The 16,592-nt window shown below is 62.8% G+C and carries 13 protein-coding genes; 6 read left to right on the plus strand and 7 right to left on the minus strand.

The window, feature by feature from the left end; genetic code table 11:
* Window positions 1-72: 72 nt before the first annotated feature.
* Together AB8B02_RS26765 and AB8B02_RS26770 are read right to left on the minus strand one after the other, a co-directional pair.
* Window positions 73-2,427, minus strand: coding sequence for a xanthine dehydrogenase family protein molybdopterin-binding subunit (locus tag AB8B02_RS26765; RefSeq protein ID WP_439065628.1), 2,355 nt, complete (start codon window positions 2,425-2,427; stop codon window positions 73-75).
* 88 nt (window positions 2,428-2,515) lie between these two features.
* Window positions 2,516-3,001, minus strand: coding sequence for a (2Fe-2S)-binding protein (locus AB8B02_RS26770; protein ID WP_068737631.1), 486 nt, complete (start codon window positions 2,999-3,001; stop codon window positions 2,516-2,518).
* Window positions 3,002-3,381: 380 nt separating this feature from the next.
* On the opposite strand from AB8B02_RS26770, the gene AB8B02_RS26775 reads away from it, so the two are divergent.
* The 3 genes from AB8B02_RS26775 (at window position 3,382) to AB8B02_RS26785 (ending at window position 7,082) form a co-directional block, all read left to right on the plus strand.
* On the plus strand, window positions 3,382-4,053 hold the full coding sequence (locus tag AB8B02_RS26775) for a 3-oxoacid CoA-transferase subunit A (protein WP_093758046.1): 672 nt from the start codon (window positions 3,382-3,384) through the stop codon (window positions 4,051-4,053).
* Window positions 4,050-4,754: a 3-oxoacid CoA-transferase subunit B gene (locus AB8B02_RS26780; protein ID WP_210185319.1), complete on the plus strand. Its 705-nt coding sequence runs from the start codon at window positions 4,050-4,052 to the stop codon at window positions 4,752-4,754. The genes AB8B02_RS26775 and AB8B02_RS26780 overlap by 4 nt, the downstream gene beginning before the upstream one ends.
* Window positions 4,755-5,036: 282 nt before the next feature.
* Window positions 5,037-7,082, plus strand: a complete 2,046-nt coding sequence (locus tag AB8B02_RS26785; RefSeq protein WP_439056899.1) for a methyl-accepting chemotaxis protein — start codon at window positions 5,037-5,039, stop codon at window positions 7,080-7,082.
* A 118-nt stretch (window positions 7,083-7,200) separates the two neighbouring features.
* Here AB8B02_RS26785 and atzF read toward each other — a convergent pair whose 3' ends face one another.
* The 4 genes from atzF to AB8B02_RS26805 all read right to left on the minus strand — a co-directional run bounded on the left by atzF (window position 7,201) and on the right by AB8B02_RS26805 (window position 12,510).
* Entirely contained in the window at window positions 7,201-9,006 is a 1,806-nt protein-coding gene (atzF, locus tag AB8B02_RS26790) for an allophanate hydrolase (RefSeq protein WP_439065629.1), read from the minus strand.
* A gap of 54 nt (window positions 9,007-9,060) precedes the next feature.
* A complete protein-coding gene (locus tag AB8B02_RS26795; protein WP_093758047.1) occupies window positions 9,061-10,704 on the minus strand; it encodes a regulator in 1,644 nt (547 codons plus the stop codon).
* Entirely contained in the window at window positions 10,701-11,441 is a 741-nt protein-coding gene (locus AB8B02_RS26800) for a cysteine hydrolase family protein (RefSeq protein ID WP_439065630.1), read from the minus strand. The genes AB8B02_RS26795 and AB8B02_RS26800 overlap by 4 nt, the downstream gene beginning before the upstream one ends.
* A gap of 262 nt (window positions 11,442-11,703) precedes the next feature.
* Window positions 11,704-12,510 carry an SDR family oxidoreductase gene (locus tag AB8B02_RS26805; RefSeq protein WP_068737620.1) on the minus strand — a complete coding sequence of 269 codons (807 nt, stop codon included), beginning with the start codon at window positions 12,508-12,510 and terminating at the stop codon, window positions 11,704-11,706.
* 182 nt (window positions 12,511-12,692) lie between these two features.
* On the opposite strand from AB8B02_RS26805, the gene AB8B02_RS26810 reads away from it, so the two are divergent.
* Window positions 12,693-13,418, plus strand: coding sequence for a CBS domain-containing protein (locus tag AB8B02_RS26810; RefSeq protein ID WP_439065631.1), 726 nt, complete (start codon window positions 12,693-12,695; stop codon window positions 13,416-13,418).
* Window positions 13,419-13,474: 56 nt separating this feature from the next.
* On the opposite strand, the gene AB8B02_RS26815 is transcribed toward AB8B02_RS26810, so the two are convergent.
* A complete protein-coding gene (locus AB8B02_RS26815) occupies window positions 13,475-14,533 on the minus strand; it encodes a polysaccharide deacetylase family protein (RefSeq protein WP_439065632.1) in 1,059 nt (352 codons plus the stop codon).
* A gap of 162 nt (window positions 14,534-14,695) precedes the next feature.
* Between AB8B02_RS26815 and AB8B02_RS26820 the strand changes: the two genes are divergently transcribed.
* Together AB8B02_RS26820 and AB8B02_RS26825 are read left to right on the plus strand one after the other, a co-directional pair.
* On the plus strand, window positions 14,696-16,099 hold the full coding sequence (locus AB8B02_RS26820) for an OmpA family protein (protein ID WP_439065633.1): 1,404 nt from the start codon (window positions 14,696-14,698) through the stop codon (window positions 16,097-16,099).
* The gene (locus AB8B02_RS26825) at window positions 16,096-16,395 is read left to right on the plus strand and encodes a hypothetical protein (protein WP_068737611.1); all 300 of its coding nucleotides are present in this window, start codon (window positions 16,096-16,098) and stop codon (window positions 16,393-16,395) included. Before AB8B02_RS26820 ends, AB8B02_RS26825 begins: the two co-directional genes overlap by 4 nt.
* The last annotated feature ends 197 nt before the right edge of the window (window positions 16,396-16,592 follow it).

A 16,592-nucleotide genomic window follows, 5' to 3' on the forward strand; every position in this document is an offset into this window, starting at 1 on the left:
TATTGCTTCCTTATCTTTTGGTCGTGTTTTCTTGACGCGAACCGGCTTCCACTTCGCTTGAAAACACTCCGCTTATTCCGCTGCCTGCTGCAATTGCAGCGCTTCCCAGACACGGCCGGGCGTTGCCGGCATCTCGATCTTGTTGTGGCCCAGCGCGTCCGTAATGGCGTTGATCACAGCGGGTGACGAGCCGATCGCGCCAGCCTCGCCGCAGCCTTTCACGCCTAGCGGATTGCCCGGACAGAGCGTCGTGGTGTGCGAGACCCGGAACGACGGCACGTCGTCGGCGCGGGGCATGGCGTAATCCATGAACGACGCCGTCACCGGCTGGCCGTTGTCGTCATAGATAGCGCTTTCGAGCATCGCCTGGCCGATGCCCTGGGCGAGGCCGCCATGGACCTGGCCCTCAACGATCATCGGATTGATCAGCCGGCCGAAGTCATCCACGGCCACGAAGTCGACAATGTCGGTCTTGCCGGTCCCGGGATCGATCTCGACCTCGCAGATATAGGCCCCGGCCGGGAAGGTGAAGTTGGTGGGGTCGTAGAACGCGCCTTCCTTCAGGCCGGGCTCCATGCCATCCGGCAGGTTGTGTGCGGTATAGGCCGCGAGTGCGACCATCGGAAGCGCGATCGCCTTGTCGGTGCCGGCCACCTTGAACTCGCCATTCTCGATGACGATGTCGCCTTCGGAGGCTTCGAGCAGATGCGCGGCGATCTTCTTCGCCTTGGCTTCCACTTTCTCCATCGCCTTGAAGATCGCGGACATGCCGACCGCCGCCGAGCGCGAGCCATAGGTGCCCATGCCGAACTGCACTTTATCAGTGTCGCCATGGACGATCTGGACCTGATCGACGGAGATGCCAAGCCTGTCAGCAACGAGTTGCGCGAAGGTCGTCTCGTGGCCCTGGCCGTGGCTGTGCGATCCCGTCAGCACTTCGATGGTGCCGACCGGATTGACGCGAACTTCCGCGGATTCCCAGAGGCCGACGCCGGCGCCGAGCGAGCCGACCGCCTTGGACGGCGCGATACCGCAGGCCTCAATGTAGCAGGAGAAGCCGAGGCCGCGCAGTTTGCCGGCGGCTTTCGCCTTGGCCTTCCGCGCCGGGAAGCCGGCATAATCGATCGCCTTCAGCGCTGCGTCGAGCGAGGCGCCGAAGTCGCCGATGTCATAGGCCATGATGACAGGCGTCTGATGCGGAAACTGGGTCACAAAGTTGAGGCGGCGCAGTTCGGCTGGATCGACCTTCAACTGCCGCGCCGATGTCTCCACCAGCCGCTCCACCAGATAGCTCGCTTCCGGGCGTCCGGCGCCGCGATAGGCGTCGACCGGTGTGGTGTTGGTATAGACGCCCATCACTTCGGCATAGATGGTCGGGATATTGTACTGGCCCGACAGCAGCGTGGCGTAGAGATAGGTCGGCACCGAGGACGAGAACAGCGACATATACGCGCCGAAATTGGCGTGGGTCTTCACTCGCAGGCCCAGGATCTTGTTGTTGGCATCGAATGCCATCTCGGCATGGGACATGTGATCGCGGCCATGCGCGTCGGTGAGGAAGGCTTCCGTGCGGTCGCCGGTCCATTTCACCGGGCGGCGCACTTTCTTCGACGCCCACAGCGCGACCATTTCCTCGGGATAGATGAAGATCTTCGATCCGAAGCCGCCGCCGACATCGGGGGCGATCACGCGCAGCTTGTGCTCCTGCGCAACATTGTAGAACGCCGACAGGACGAGCCGCGCCACATGTGGATTCTGCGATGTCGTATGGAGCGTGAAGTGCTCTTCTGCGTCGTCATATTCCGCGACGGCTGCGCGCGGCTCCATCGCGTTCGGCACCAGCCGGTTATTGGTCAGGTCCAGCGAGACCACATTGGCTGCCTTGCTGAAGGCGTCATTGGTCTGCTTCTCGTCGCCGATCGCCCAGTCATAGACCACATTGCCCGGCGCTTCCGGATGCAGTTGCGGTGCGCCTGAGGCGAGCGCTGCGGTCATGCTGCTGACGGCAGGAAGTTCTTCATAAGTCACGACCACGGCCTCAGCCGCATCCTTCGCCTGGTTCTTGGTCTCGGCGATCACAACCGCCACGGCCTGTCCGACAAAGCGCACGGTGTCCGGGGCCATTGCCGGCCATGCGCCCATCTTCATGGGTGTGCCGTCCTTGGAGGACACCGCCCAGCCGCAGATCAGATTGCCGATCTTGTCGTCCACCAATTGCTGTGCTGTCAGCACATCGACCACGCCCGGCATATCCTTTGCCGCGGAAGCGTCGATGCCTTTGACCTTGGCATGGGCATGCGGGCTGCGGATGAAATGCGCGTGGGTGAGGCCGACGATCTTGACGTCGTCGACATAGCGGCCGCGGCCGGTGATGAAACGCTTGTCTTCCTTGCGCGCAACGCGTGCGCCGATGCCTTCAACGCCCATCTCATGGGTCTCCCTGCCGGAGTTTTTGATTGTCCGCGCTTTCCATCGAAAGGCGCGGTTGGCTCAGCTCAGATCAATGCGCCGCGGCTCATTCAGCCGCTTGCGCAACCTTCATGCGTCCGGCGGCGTCGAGCACCGATTTGACGATGTTGTGGTAGCCGGTGCAGCGGCAGATATTGCCTTCGAGCTCGTGGCGCACTGTCTCTTCATCGAGATCGCCCGCGTGGCGATTCACGATGTCGATCGCCGACATGATCATGCCCGGCGTGCAGTAGCCGCATTGCAGGCCGTGATTGTCGCGGAACGCCGCCTGCATCGGATGCAGCTGGTCGCCCTTGGCAATGCCTTCAATGGTGGTGACATTGGCGCCGTCGATCTGACCGACCAGCGTGGTGCAGGATTTCACGGCCTTGCCGTCGATATGGACGATGCAGGCGCCGCACTGGCTGGTATCGCAGCCCACATGGGTCCCGGTCAGGTTGAGATTTTCGCGGAGCAGGTGGACGAGAAGGGTTCTGTCTTCGACCGTGGCAGAGACAGATTTGCCATTGACCGTCAGTTTCACTGTGGACACGCAGACCTCCCGGTATTTTTTAATTATTCCAATTAGAAGCGCGGTCCGGAAAGTTTGCAACTGGGAATTTGGTGGAGTGGTTCTTCCCCTCTCCCCCAGCGCGGCGAAGCCGCGCGCCGCGGGAGAGGGTGGATCGACCGCGCAAGCGGTCGAGACGGGAGAGGGTGCCAGGAGCACTGTGCGTTGCTGTTACCCCTCTCCCGCCTTCGCTTCGCTCAGGCACCCTCTCCCGCAAGGGGAGAGGGGAAGTAAGCAACGCGCGTATCCCTCCTGCAAATTTGTGCCTTCATATCCGCAGGCCGCAATGCTCTAGTCGCGGCGCAATAAATGCCGCAAGCGATTGCGGACAATAACAATTCCGCGACGAGGAGTTTTCGGGAGTGATCGACAAGCGCGTAGCCAGCGCGGCCGAGGCCGTGGCTGGGGTGAAGGACGGGGCAGTCGTCCTGGTGGCCGGGTTCGGTACTGTCGGCATTGCCGATGATCTGCTGGAGGCGCTGCACGAGCAGGGTGCGACCAATCTCACCATCGTCCACAACAATGCCGGCAATGGCGATACTGGTTTGGCCCGGCTGATCAATTCCGGCCGCGTAGCCAAGGTGATCTGTTCTTATCCGCGCTCCGGCGACTACAGCGCTTTCCTGAATGCCTATCGTGCCAAGACGCTGGAACTCGAACTGGTGCCGCAGGGCATCATCAGCGAGCGCATGCATGCCCATGCCGCGGGGCTCGGCGGCTTCTTCTCGCCGGTCACGGCGCATACGAAACTTGCCGAGGGCAAGGAGACCCGCGAGATCGACGGCGTGCTGTATGTGTTCGAGAAGCCGCTGAAGGGCGACATTGCACTGCTGCGCGCCAAGAAGGCGGATCGCTGGGGCAACCTCGTCTATGACCAGTCGGCGCGCAACTTCAATCCGATCATGGCTATGGCTGCCGATCTCAGCGTCGTGCAGGTCAATGAAATGGTCGAACTCGGCAGTCTCGATCCGGAAGCGGTGGTGACGCCGAGCATTTTCATCGATCGTGTGGTGGTAGTGGGAGCAAAGGCATGACGTCGTCTGACAAGACCGCAACATACAAGCCGCTCAATCGCGACCAGATGGCCTGGCGCGCCGCGCAGGACCTGCAGGAAGGCGCCTATGTCAATCTCGGCATCGGCATGCCGACGCGAGCGGCGAGCTATGTGCCCGATGGGCGCGAGGTGATCTTCCACAGCGAGAACGGCATTCTCGGTCTCGGTCCGAAGCCGGAGCCGGGCACGGAAGACGAGAACCTGATCGATGCCGGCAAGAACTACACGACGCTGATCAAAGGTGGGGTGTTCATGCATCACGCCGACGCGTTCCTGATGATCCGCGGCAAGCATCTCGATGTCAGCCTGCTCGGCGCCTTTGAAGTCTCGGAAGCCGGCGATCTCGCCAACTGGACCACGGAAGATCCGTCTTTTCCGCCCGGTGTCGGCGGCGCGATGGATCTTGCGGTCGGCGCCAAGGAAATCCGCGTCATCATGGATCATACCGACAAGGCCGGTAAGCCGCGTATCCTCAAGAAGTGCCGGCTGCCGCTCACGGCACCGGGCTGCGTCAAGCGCATCTACACCAATCTGGCGGTCATTGACGTCACGGAGCAGGGCCTGTTCGTGCGCGAGATGGTCGAGGGCATGACTCTGGAGCAGTTGCAGGCGCTCACCGAGCCCAAGCTGCAGCTCGCCAACAACTGGCAGTCGCTCACCCCGCCCGCGATGGCGGCGTAGTTGGCTCGTCATTCCGGGACAGGACGGACCGCGTAGCGGGCCGGCATGGGCCCGGAATCTTGAGCTGCTTTGCACAACATGTCGAGATTCCGGGTTCGGTCCCGCCGCCTACAGCGTCGGCCCGCCCCGGAATGACAGTCCCGTTCGCCTGCCGCGCAACCTCCAGAAGTTCCGGTATCCGTTTACTCGTCCTTAGCCAATGTGCCGTAGGTTTGGGCATCGGCTTTGCGCGCGCTTGCGCGCGATGACCGGGATGTTGGGAGTGATGAACGGGGGCCCCACGTGGCAACGACGACGCTTGTCCGGAAGAAGCCGGCTTCTTTTAAGTTTCCTGCCCTCAGGTTCCGCGCCAAGGTGACGCTGGGCTTTGCGGCCGTGCTCGCCATATCCGCGCTCAGCATGGTGCTCGCTTATGTCGGCTTCGAACGCATCTCGGCCGGCGTGGTGTCGTATCGCACCAGCGTTGCGGAGTCCGGTCTGGCCCGCAATATCGACCGCGAACTGACCTCCTATCAGGCGCTGACGCGCTATTACGTCCTCACCAGCAATGAAGCGGACGCCAAGGCAGCGAAGGCTGCGGAAACAAGTCTGAAGGACGCCATCGACCAGTCGATGAAAGTGACCAAGGACTCCGCGCGGCTCGACAAGATCACCAAACTGTCCCGCGAATTCATTACGTTCACCAAGGTGTTCGCCGACATCCTCACCGTCAAGGGACAGAACGACGCCATCGCCTCGACCCAGTTGTCGCGCACCAGCCTGATGCTGCGTAACAAGATCGATGATCTCGGCGACACCGCGACCATGGCCGGCCTTGCTTCCGTGCAGGATCAGGTCAAGGAAATCACCACCCAGTTCATCACCGCGACCTCGCTCGTGAACACCTATATCGGCAAGGCCGAGGACAAGACCTCGAATGCCGCAACAGCCCGCATCAAGTTCCTGCAGAACTCGTTTGCGACGATCTATGCCAATGACGACAAGATCAACAACAAGGTGAAGGAGATCACCGCGGAGACGAAGCTCTACGCTGATGCTTTCGTCAAGTTCGTTGAGAACACCAAGAAGGTCGACGGTCTCGTTCAGGAAATGTCGGAGACGGCGGGAGCGATCACCAAGCTGTCGACGGCGATGAAGGGGGATCTGCTGTCCGATCAGCAGCGTCTCGAAACCGAATCCGACACCACGATCCACGACACCGAGCGCCAGGTGATGGTGCTGGGCGTTGGCGGCTTCATCGTCGGTGCCATCCTTGCGCTGCTGCTGGGCCGTAGCATTGCCGGTCCGATGATTGCGATGTGCGCAGCGATGCGCAAGCTCGCAGCCGGCGACTTCGAAGTGGTGCTGCCGGGTCTTGGCCGCCGCGACGAACTCGGCGACATGGCGTCCGCCGTGGAAGAGTTCAAGGTACAGGCCATCGCGAAGGCCGAGCGGGATGCCGCGACGCAGGAAGAGCAAAGCCGCGAGGCCGGTGCGGCGCGCCGTGCCGAACTCATCCGCTTTGCCGACGATTTCGAGGCCGCTGTGGGCGCGATCGTCTCGAACGTGTCGGCATCGGCAGGGCAGCTGGAAACCGCAGCGGGCACGCTGACGCGCACCGCCGAGACCACCGAGGGATTGTCGAGCCGCGTCGCCGGCGCATCGGATCAGGCCTCTTCGAATATGCAGTCGGTCGCGACCGCAACCGAGGAGCTCTCGCTGTCGGTCAATGAAATCGGCCGCCAGGTCCAGACCTCCAGCAAGATCGCGGACAGCGCAGTCGTGCAGGCACAGCAGACCGATGCCCGCATCGGCGAATTGTCGCGCGCCGCACAGCGCATCGGCGACGTCGTCGATCTCATCACGGCGATTGCCGAACAGACCAACCTTCTGGCGCTCAATGCGACCATCGAGGCTGCGCGGGCCGGCGATGCCGGCCGCGGCTTCGCGGTTGTGGCGTCCGAAGTGAAGTCGCTGGCCAGCCAGACCGCAAAGGCGACCGAGGAAATCTCGACCCAGATTGCCGGCATGCAGAGCGCGACGCAGGAGTCGGTGTCGGCGATCAAGCAGATCGGCAACACCATCGGCGAGATTTCCGGCATTGCCTCGGAGATCGCCAGCGCCGTCGAACAGCAGGGCGCTGCCACGCGCGAAATCGCACAGAACGTTCAGCGCGTTGCCCACGGCACCCAGCAGGTCGCCGGCGACATCGTCGACGTCAACCGCGGCGCGACCGAAACCGGCGCTGCATCGGCTCAGGTGCTGAATTCGGCGCAGACCCTGTCGAGCGAGAGTGCGCGGCTACGTGCCGAGCTCGATCGGTTCATGGGGAATATCCGCGCGGCGTAAGTTTCGCGTCGCTGCCCGCAACTATAACTCCGTCATGCCCGGGCTTGTCCCGGGCATCCACGTCTTTGCCGCAAAGCAAGACGTAGATGGCCGGGACAAGCCCGGCCATGACGGCGTATTATTTTGCGTCTGCCATATACGCCCGCCATCCGCCAAACGACGAGATGTCCCGCGCGCCTTCCGTCGCCTTGGCTTCCACGAGGAAGCCCTTGACGCTCGATCCGTCGGACAGCGTCAGCGTGCCGATCGACATCGGCTGCGGAAGCGACGCAACGAATTTGCCGAAAGCCTCTGCCGACAGCGCCCAGACTTCGACGGCGATTTCCGTACCCGAGCCGGCGGCGACGCGCAGCAGGCCGGGCTTCGCCGGCGTCGTACCGTTGAGCGCATAGAACTTGTAGTCCGGCGCCGTCGTCGTGGCTTTCAGCAGGCGACCGTTCAGCGCCATCAATTCGCCGTTCAGCGCCATGCCGGAGAGATGCGCGCCGACCACCGCGATCGCGATCTCGCCTTCGGCCAACTCAGTGGACAGCGGCGCGAGCGCTGGCTGCGGCAGGGCCCTGGCGCCGACCGGCAATTTGGTGTCGGCATGAAACACGCGTCCGATGCTGGCCAGCAAGGCATCGTCGCCGCCCGGCGCCAGCAAAGTGATGCCGAACGGGATGCCGTCGGCACGCATGGCGGCGGGGATGGCGAGGCCGCAGAGGTCGAGCAGGTTGACGAAGTTGGTGTAGGTGCCGAGCCGCGAATTGAGCTCGATGGGATTGGCGAGCACCTGCGCCGTCGTATAGGCGGTCGGCGCCGTCGGCAGCACCAGCGCGTCGATAGCCGAGAAAGCCTGTTCGGCGACACGCTTCAGCTCCTGCAGCTTGTACAAAGCCGCAAACGTATCGGTCGCGCTCTGGCGTGCACCGGCGATGGTGATCTCGCGCGTCACCGGATGAATTGCATCCGGCGCAGACGCCAGCAGGTCGCGGATCACCAGCAGGCGTTCGGCGACCCATGGTCCGTCGTAAAGCAGCCGCGCGGTCTCATAGAACGGCTCGAGGTCGAACTCGACCAGCGTCGCGCCGAGCGAGGTCCAGCGCTTCAGCGCGTCCGCATAGGCTTTCTCCGAGGCCTTGTCGCCGAAGAAGATCAACTGCCCGTTGCGCGGCACGCCGAGCTTGAGGCCTTTCGGAAAGTCCGTGACCGAACCCGGCACCCGCTTGCGCGAATAGGGATCATGCGCGTCGTAGCCGCCCATCACATCGAGCGCGGCAACAGCATCGTCCACCGTCAGCGTGAAGATCGAGACGCAATCCAGCGTCCGGCAGGCCGGCACCACGCCGGCGGTCGGTATCAGGCCAAGGCTCGGCTTGAGGCCCACGATATTGTTGAGCATGGCGGGCACGCGGCCGGAGCCGGCGGTGTCGGTGCCGAGTGTCAGCGGCACGAGGCCCGCCGACACGGCAACGGCAGAGCCGGAGCTCGATCCGCCGGGTACGAGATCGTCGCGGATCGCATTCTTGGGAATGCCATAGGGTGAGCGCACGCCGACCAGACCTGTGGCGAACTGGTCAAGATTGGTCTTGCCGATGATGATCGCACCCGCTGCGCGCAGGCGCGCCACGGCGCTGGCATCGCGCGTTGCGTTATAGGCGAAAGCGGGACAGGCGGCGGTGGTCGGCAGACCGGCGACGTCGATATTGTCCTTCACGCCGACCGGCACGCCATAGAGCGGTAGCGTCGCGGGATCTTTATTGCTCAGCGCCTCGGCTTCGGCGATCGCCTCGGCCTCAACGCGGAGCGTGATGAAGATGGCCGTATCGCCGCGGTCGCGGATGCGCTGATAGCTGCGGGCGACTGTCTGTGCGGGCGTGACGGTGCCGGCGCGATGCGCGGCGACGATGGCGGCGATCGTTTCGGGAACGGACTCACTCACGATGCGAACCTGCTGCGGATGGCACGGGTGTGCCACCCGCAGGTTGAGACGATGTTATTCAGCAGGCACGGCAAGTGGCGGCTCCGATTGCGGGACAGAAGATAGGCTGGTTGCGCCGAACTTGTCCGCGGCAAAGAGCCCGGCTGCAACAAGAGCATAAGCGAGAGCGACGCCGGGCGTCACCCCCAATCCGCCGCCGATCCCGATCGCTTCGCCGTGCATGAAGCCGAAATAGGTCAGGACCGCACCGGCCAGAGCGAAAGCCGAAGCGTTGAGGAATTTGCGTTCGATGACGAAGACCGCGATGGCGCCGAGCACCAGGCCGACCAGGATCGAGCCGCCGCCCATGACTTCGAGGCCGTGGAACAGCACGCCGTTCTGCCCCATCTTGGCGATGAATTCGGGCGAGTGGATCGCGCCGAAATTCATCCCGGCGGCGCCGAGTGCGCCCGACAGCAGCACCGTGGCCCAGGCCGCAAGATGCGGCGTGAGTGCAAGCGCTATAGCCGGCGCGTGCTCGCGCGGCGTGGTCTCGAAGGCCTGCGCACAGATCAGCATGCCGATATAGAGGAGGATCGGCGAGATCGCGACCACCGGGATAACGGCCAGCATCAGCGAGATGACACCGAACCAGGACAGCACGATCACCATCAGGCCGGTCGCAGCCGAATAGCCGATCCGGCCGCCCATCGCCTTCCAGCCGGGATGGCCGATATAGACCGCGTTGATGAAGGGGTTGCCCATCAGGCAGCCGATCAGCGAGACGACGCCGTCTGCGGTCAGCACGCGGGTGGTCGGATATTCGTCGCCGGCGGCTTCCGCGCTCTCGACATTGTCCATCGCTTCGACCAGATCGTAGATGCCATAGGGAATGGCGGTGACCAGGATGATGCCGAGGAACTGGAATCCCGAGAAGACGTGATCGAAGGCCGGGATCGGCACCGAGAAGCCGAAATTGGTGAAGGCCGCCTTGACGCCGGCGACGCTCACGCCGCCGATGCCGACTCCAAAGAGATTGGAGCCCCAGGCGATCACCATGCCGACGCCGATCGCGACGAGGCCGGCCGGAATTCCCTTGGGATACTTATAGCCGCCGAACCAGCTCAGCATGATGATGGCAAAACATGTGAGGCCGATCACCGGCGTCATGAACATTTCCAGCGCCGGACGCATCGCGATGAAAGCAATGGAGACGCCAGCCAGCGTGCCCAAGAGCGCGGCGCGCGGTGTCACCTTGCGGATCCACGGCGCGATGAAGCCGCCGATCATCAGGATGAAGCTCTGGAAGAACACCCAGACGAGGCCGGCTTCCCAGCCCTTGATGGGATCGCCGGTGGTGATCGAGATCGGCAGCATGATCACGAAGGTGACGATGAACATATGCGGGACGCTGATGCCCGAAGGCAGCGCGCAGACATCGCTACGGCCGGTCTTCTGCGCCAGTTTGTAGGCGAGCCAGGCGTAGTACATCGTCGACAGGCACATCATCAGGCCCATGGCCGGCAGGATGCGTCCGAACACGATGTTGTCAGGCATCTTCAGCACGAAGCGCAGCAGGCCCGTCAGCACCAGCATGTTGACGAGAATATTGGTACCGAAGCCGAAAAACGCATTCCAGTCGCCCGGCGTCCATAGAGCGGGCTTGAAGTCGGATTTGCCGGCAGAATCTTTAGAAAACGTCCCCGCGGTCGTGCTCATCGTGATGCTCCTGCTGCAAGTTTGTTGGAAGTCTCCGGTGCATTTTCAGAATCAGAAAGTGTCATTGCTTCAAGGATTGCGGCGGATGAGGCGACCCAGCCGAAGATGCCGCCCTGGGCCTTGATCATCTTCAGGCCCATCTCGTGGAATTCAGGAAAGTAGGACGCGCAGCCGTCAGAAATGACGATGCAGCGATAGCCGCGGTCATTGGCTTCGCGCACGGTGGTGTTGACGCAGACCTCCGTGGTGACACCGCAGACCAGCAGCGTGTCGATGTCGCGCGCCTTGAGATCGGCGCCGAGCGTCGTGGCGTAGAATGCGCCCTTGCCGGGCTTGTCGATGACGATCTCGCCCTCGACAGGATAGAGTGCGGGAATGATGTCGTGACCGGCCTCGCCGCGAATGAGGATGCGTCCCATCGGACCGGGATCGCCGATCCGCAGTGACGGCGCGCCGCGTTCGATCTTGGCGGGCGGCGCGTCGGAGAGATCGGGCAGGTGCCCCTCACGGGTGTGCACCACCATCATCCCGGTTTCGCGGGCGGCTTTCAGGACCGCAGCGATCGGGGCGACGGCGCTGGCGAGTTGCGACACGTCATTACCCAGCGTCTCGCCGAAGCCGCCGGGCTCCATGAAGTCGCGCTGCATGTCGATGATGACGAGCGCTGTCGTGCCCCAGTCGACCGCGATCGGGCCGGGTTCTGCAAGGACCGTCGTTGTATGCAGTGAGTCCGCCATTGCCGTGTACTCCCCGAGGCATGGATGTCTCAGAGGTTAACAAAGCAAGCAGCGTGCCATTGTGTACAACTGCGACGGTTGAATGGTTCCGGAGATTATATTTATATAAATCAGATGGTTATTTCAGAATAGCTTTGCGGCCTAAATGTCGTTCGCAGGCCGGGCGCTGGTTAATTGCTTAGTTTATAGCCGAGGCTGATAGATCGGCAGCGATCGCACGTCATTGCAGCCCGAGGGCCGCAATGACGTGGCGTGCGTGACCTCAATCCCAGCCGTCGCCTTTGATGCCTGGATTCGCATAGACGATGCCACCGTCCACCGCGATGGTGGCGCCGACGACGTAATCGCCGGCGCGCGAGGCGAGATAGATCGCGGCGCCCGCCATGTCCTCGTCGGTGCCGATCCGGCCAGCGGGGACGCGGGTCGCCACTTCATCGGCATTGTCGCGTGCAGCCTTGTTCATGTCCGACTGGAACGGGCCCGGCGCGATGGCCGTGACGACGACGTGATCCTGGATCAGTTTGACCGCCATCCGCCGCGTCAGGTGGATCAGGCCGGATTTGCTCGCCGCATAGGAATAGGTCTCCATCGGATTGACGAAGATGCCGTCGATGGACGCGATATTGATGACCTTGGCGGGCTTGTCCGCGCTGGCTGCTGCACGCAGCGGCCCGGCCAGTGCCTTGGTCAGAAAGAACGGCGTCTTGACGTTCAGCGTCATCACCTTGTCCCAGCCGCTCTCCGGAAATTCATCGAAGTCCGCGCCCCAGGCGGCGCCCGCATTGTTGACGAGAATGTCGAGCTTGGGTTCGCGCTTCTTGATTTCGGCAGCCAGCATCTCGATTCCGGCCATGGTCGAGATGTCGATCGGCAGTGCGATGCATTCACCGGCATACTGCGCTGAGAGTTCTTTCGCGGTGGCTTCGCACGGCCCGGCCTTGCGCGCGGTGATGTAGACCTTCGCCGCGCCCTGGCTGAGAAATCCAGCCGCGATCATCTTGCCGATGCCGCGCGAGCCGCCGGTGACGAGTGCAATGCGGCCATCGAGCGAAAACAGATTGGTGAACATGACGCCTCCCGTTTGTTTTGTCGTTGGGCCGATTGTGTGCGGCGGCGGGCAAGGGGAGTCAACAAGGCGAGTCAACAAGCGCTGCTGCAGTTGACCCAGATCAAGGCCGGAACCGGCGGCCGGCGTAGGCTTCTCGCGTTGGTTCGTCCAGCAAACGGACCTCAACCCAATGGGAGAGTGTCATGAGAGCTCATCAAATTATGACCCGCAAGCTCGTCACCGTGTCGCCGGACGCGTCGATCAGCGAAGCTGCGCGGCTGATGATCGATTATCACGTTAGCGGATTGCCTGTGGTGGATGCGGCCGGCAAGCTGGTTGGCATTGTGACCGAGCGGGACTTCCTGCGTCGGCACGAGGTCGGCACGCAGCGCAGGCGTCCGCGCTGGCTCGAATTCGTGCGTGGCCCCAGCCTGCAGGCCATCGATTATGTCCGCGAAGCCGGCCGCAAGGTGCACGAGATCATGACCCGCGAGGTCCGCACGGTAACGGAGGAGACCGGTCTGGCCGATATCGTCGACGTGATGGAGAAGTATCACATCAAGCGCGTGCCGGTGGTGCAGGGCGACAAGCTCGTGGGTATCGTCAGCCGGCAGAATTTCGTCGAAGCCATCGCCGATCTCATGCACGATGTCTCCGATGTCGGGTCGAGTGATGCGTTGATCCGCCGCCGCATCGTCGCTGTGCTCAGGCATAACGAATGGACACCATTCGGCCTCGACGTCCGGGTGAAGGATGGCGTCGTGGACATCGACGGCTTCATCACGGACGAGAATGTCCGTCGGGCGATTGTCGTGGCTGCTGAAAATGTAGCTGGCGTAACCCGCGTCAACGAGCATCTGTGCTGGGTCGATCCGATGTCGGGCGTGTATTTTCCGCCGGATGCCGATCTGCCGCTAAAGCCGGTCTGATCCGGCGCGGGACGCAAGACTCCAGCAAGGCTGCAGTTCGCCTGCAGCGGGCCAGACTATCCGACGTCGCCGCGCTGGAAGCCGTTCCACATCGCGGTGGCCGCGCCGGAGGTCAGCACCGGCAGATAGCGGGTGTCCTGATAGTTGCCGTTCAGCGAGACCCGCGGCAGCGCTGTGAGCTGCGAGAAGTTGTCCGAGGCGATCACGCCGGGGCGCGTCGTCACGGCTGTCTCGAAGCCGGCGCTTTTCGCCAGTGCGAATTCCCGTGAGCCCGCGGCGCAGCGGTCGCCATAGGGATAGGCAAGATGCACGGCCGGGCGCTGCAGAACGTTTTCGATATCGGTGCGGCTGGCTGACAGCTCATGCACGACCATCGCTTCGCTCTGTTTGGCGAGATTGCAGTGGCTTACGGTATGCGCGCCGATTGTCACCAGTGGATCGGCGGCGAAAGGTTTGAGTTCGTCCCACGACATGCACAGTTCGCGGCTGACCGCGTCTTCGTCGATGCCATGCGCGGCGCAGAGCGCGCTGACCTCGCGGCGGATATCCGCTTCTTCCGGCAATCCGCGCAGCCAGCCATGCAGGCGGTCGAACGCCATGTCCTTGCCGGCGAGAGTCGATGTGTCCAGGCGCACCATCTGTCCGTCGATCGGGGCCTCGATCGCATCGGCTCTGGTAACGACACGCTCCAGCGCCACCCACCATAGCCGACCTGTGCCGGAGGCGAAGTCGCTGGTGACATAGACCGTGAAGGGCGCGTCGAAATCCCGCATCGCGGGCAATGCATGGTCGCGGTTGTCGCGATAGCCGTCGTCGCAGGTGAAACAGGCGAAGCGGCGCGAGAAATCCCGTTCCGTCAACCGCCGCTGCACTTCATCGGGCGTCACGATATCGACGTCGGTCGCGCGCAGATAAGCGAGGGTGGCGCGCAGGAAATCGGGTGTGATCTCGAGGTGACGGTTGGGCTGGAACGAACCGGCATGCGCAGGGCGCACATGGTGCAGCATGAAAATGGTGCCCACGCCGCCGAAGATCGGTCGCAACACGCGGTGGGCGCCACTGAAATACAGCGCATCCAGGCCGGCACGAATAATCGTGTTGCGAATCTGCTTCATCGTATGACCGAGCAATTGATGCTACCCACGGAAATGATCAGAAACGATTGAACAAAGCGTTATTCGAATACCCGCGGCGACGCCAGAGGTTTGCCTTGATTTCAATTTGACAGTCCCGCAAGGGTTTGTTTTCTCTCTGTTTCCAGACCCGCAGGACGTCGAATGCACGGATTTTACAGGTGGAGTGCCAAATGGTGGCCCGGGCTCATCCCGCTTGCCATCCTTTGGGTGGTTGCTGCCTGGGTTAGCACGATTCCGCTTGAAACGGATTTAACGGCGCGCAGCACTGCGGCGCTGAAAAACACGATCCTCGACAAGAGCCAGATCACGGTTGCCGGCCGTGACGTAGCGTTTTCTGCCGAAGCGTTTTCGGAAGATGGTCGCCGCAGCGCGGTCTCGTCGGTCGAGGCCACGCCTGGCGTTCGCCTGGTCAATGACGAAACCCGTCTCGTCGCGGAAGCCAAGCCGTTCGTCTGGGTCGCGGAGCGCGACAATGTCCGCGTCACGCTGTGGGGGACCGCGCCATTGCCGGCCAGCAAGGCGCGCATCGTGGAAGCGGCCCGCGCCGCACTCAGCGGAACCGAGGTCTCCGACCGCATGGGTCTGAAGCGCGGCGCGCCGCCGCGGTTTGATGCCGCAGCTGTGCTGTTGCTCGATCAGGTTGCCAAGCTGAAGGAAGGCAAGGCGGTGATTTCGGATACCAATATCAGCCTCTCCGGCATGGCGCGCGATCTCGGTGGCCGCGAAGCCATTGCGGCGGCGCTGAAGAATCTGCCGGAAGGCTTCACGGTCGCAGCCAATGACGTCAAGGCGCCGCCCTATGTGTTCCAGGCCAACAAGGACCCGGTGACGAATACGCTGACGCTGAGCGGCTATGTCCCGGACAACACCATTCACGCCGCGCTTGCGTCGGCTGCCGGACGCAAGTTCGGCAATGAGAAGGTCGTCGACAACCTCAAGGCCAGCATCGGCGCGCCCGGTGGTTTTGCCGCCGCGGTGACGACGGCACTGGGTGCGCTGTCGCGGCTGTCGACGGGGACCCTGGTGGTGTCCGACCGCGAGGTGAAGCTGTCAGGGGACGCACTCTACGAAGTCGCCGCCGACCAGATACGCGCAAGCCTGGCGCGCGAACTCCCGCAGGGGTGGCAGGCCAAAGCCGAAGTCTCGGTGAAGCCCGCAGCGGCACCGGTCGATGCCAGCGTGTGCCAGCAGCTCTTCGCGCAGAATCTGACCAAGGGTCGCATCCGGTTCGAGCCCTCCAGCGCCAGCATCAATGTGGATTCCGCCGGCTTGCTCGATCGCCTCGTGGAAATCGCCATGCGCTGCCCCAATGTCCGGGTCGAGATCGCCGGTCACACCGACGGCGATGGCGACGCAGCGTTCAATCAGTCGCTGTCGGAAAAGCGCGCGCTCGCCGTCGAAGAATATCTCGTGAAGGCAGGCCTGCCGGCGGACCGTTTCTCGACCATCGGCTACGGCAGCACCCAACCCATCGCCACCAACGATACCGACGAAGGCAAGCTGCAGAATCGCCGGATCGAATTCGTCGTGAGGCAAGCGCCATGACCTATCTTGCGATGTTTCACTGGGGCTGGCTGCTCGGGGCGTTCCTGATCGGCTTCTGCATGGGCTGGATCGCCGTGGTCTATCGCGGGCGTTCGGTGTCGCGGGTCTGGATCCAGCGCCTGTCGGTGATCGCCGCGGTCATCGTCGGCATCGCGATTGCCAAAGTCGTGCCCGGCCGCTTTGGCTACTGGCTCGATCTCGGCCTCGCATTGTTCGGCTTCTATCTCGTCGGCTGCGCCATCGGATCATGGCTGCGCGACATCGTGGTGGTCAGGCAGCAGGCCCGCGCGACCTGAGGTCTGTGGTGCATGCCGCTGCCGTCTTTTTTATCAACGTCTCGCCGCCAAATCGGCGGCATGAGGTCACGAAAGCCTCATTGTCACGTGAGACGCGTCAGGACGTTGGCATTTTGCCGCAGCGAATGCGCCCGAGAGGCTGGTGGTTTGTTAGGGCTGACCTAATATACTGATGTGGCTTGTTTTTATTCACAGCC

The sequence above is a fragment of the Tardiphaga sp. 862_B3_N4_1 genome (assembly GCF_051811085.1).
Lineage (GTDB): Bacteria > Pseudomonadota > Alphaproteobacteria > Rhizobiales > Xanthobacteraceae > Tardiphaga > Tardiphaga robiniae.

What these genes read in the sequence shown, in the direction of transcription:
- AB8B02_RS26765 (WP_439065628.1), bottom strand. Translation starts at nt 2,427, where the DNA reads ATGGGCGTTGAAGGCATCGGCGCACGCGTTGCGCGCAAGGAAGACAAG.
- AB8B02_RS26780 (WP_210185319.1), top strand. Translation starts at nt 4,050, where the DNA reads ATGACGTCGTCTGACAAGACCGCAACATACAAGCCGCTCAATCGCGAC.
- AB8B02_RS26795 (WP_093758047.1), bottom strand. Translation starts at nt 10,704, where the DNA reads ATGAGCACGACCGCGGGGACGTTTTCTAAAGATTCTGCCGGCAAATCC.
- AB8B02_RS26800 (WP_439065630.1), bottom strand. Translation starts at nt 11,441, where the DNA reads ATGGCGGACTCACTGCATACAACGACGGTCCTTGCAGAACCCGGCCCG.
- AB8B02_RS26805 (WP_068737620.1), bottom strand. Translation starts at nt 12,510, where the DNA reads ATGTTCACCAATCTGTTTTCGCTCGATGGCCGCATTGCACTCGTCACC.
- AB8B02_RS26810 (WP_439065631.1), top strand. Translation starts at nt 12,693, where the DNA reads ATGAGAGCTCATCAAATTATGACCCGCAAGCTCGTCACCGTGTCGCCG.
- AB8B02_RS26815 (WP_439065632.1), bottom strand. Translation starts at nt 14,533, where the DNA reads ATGAAGCAGATTCGCAACACGATTATTCGTGCCGGCCTGGATGCGCTG.
- AB8B02_RS26820 (WP_439065633.1), top strand. Translation starts at nt 14,696, where the DNA reads ATGCACGGATTTTACAGGTGGAGTGCCAAATGGTGGCCCGGGCTCATC.
- AB8B02_RS26825 (WP_068737611.1), top strand. Translation starts at nt 16,096, where the DNA reads ATGACCTATCTTGCGATGTTTCACTGGGGCTGGCTGCTCGGGGCGTTC.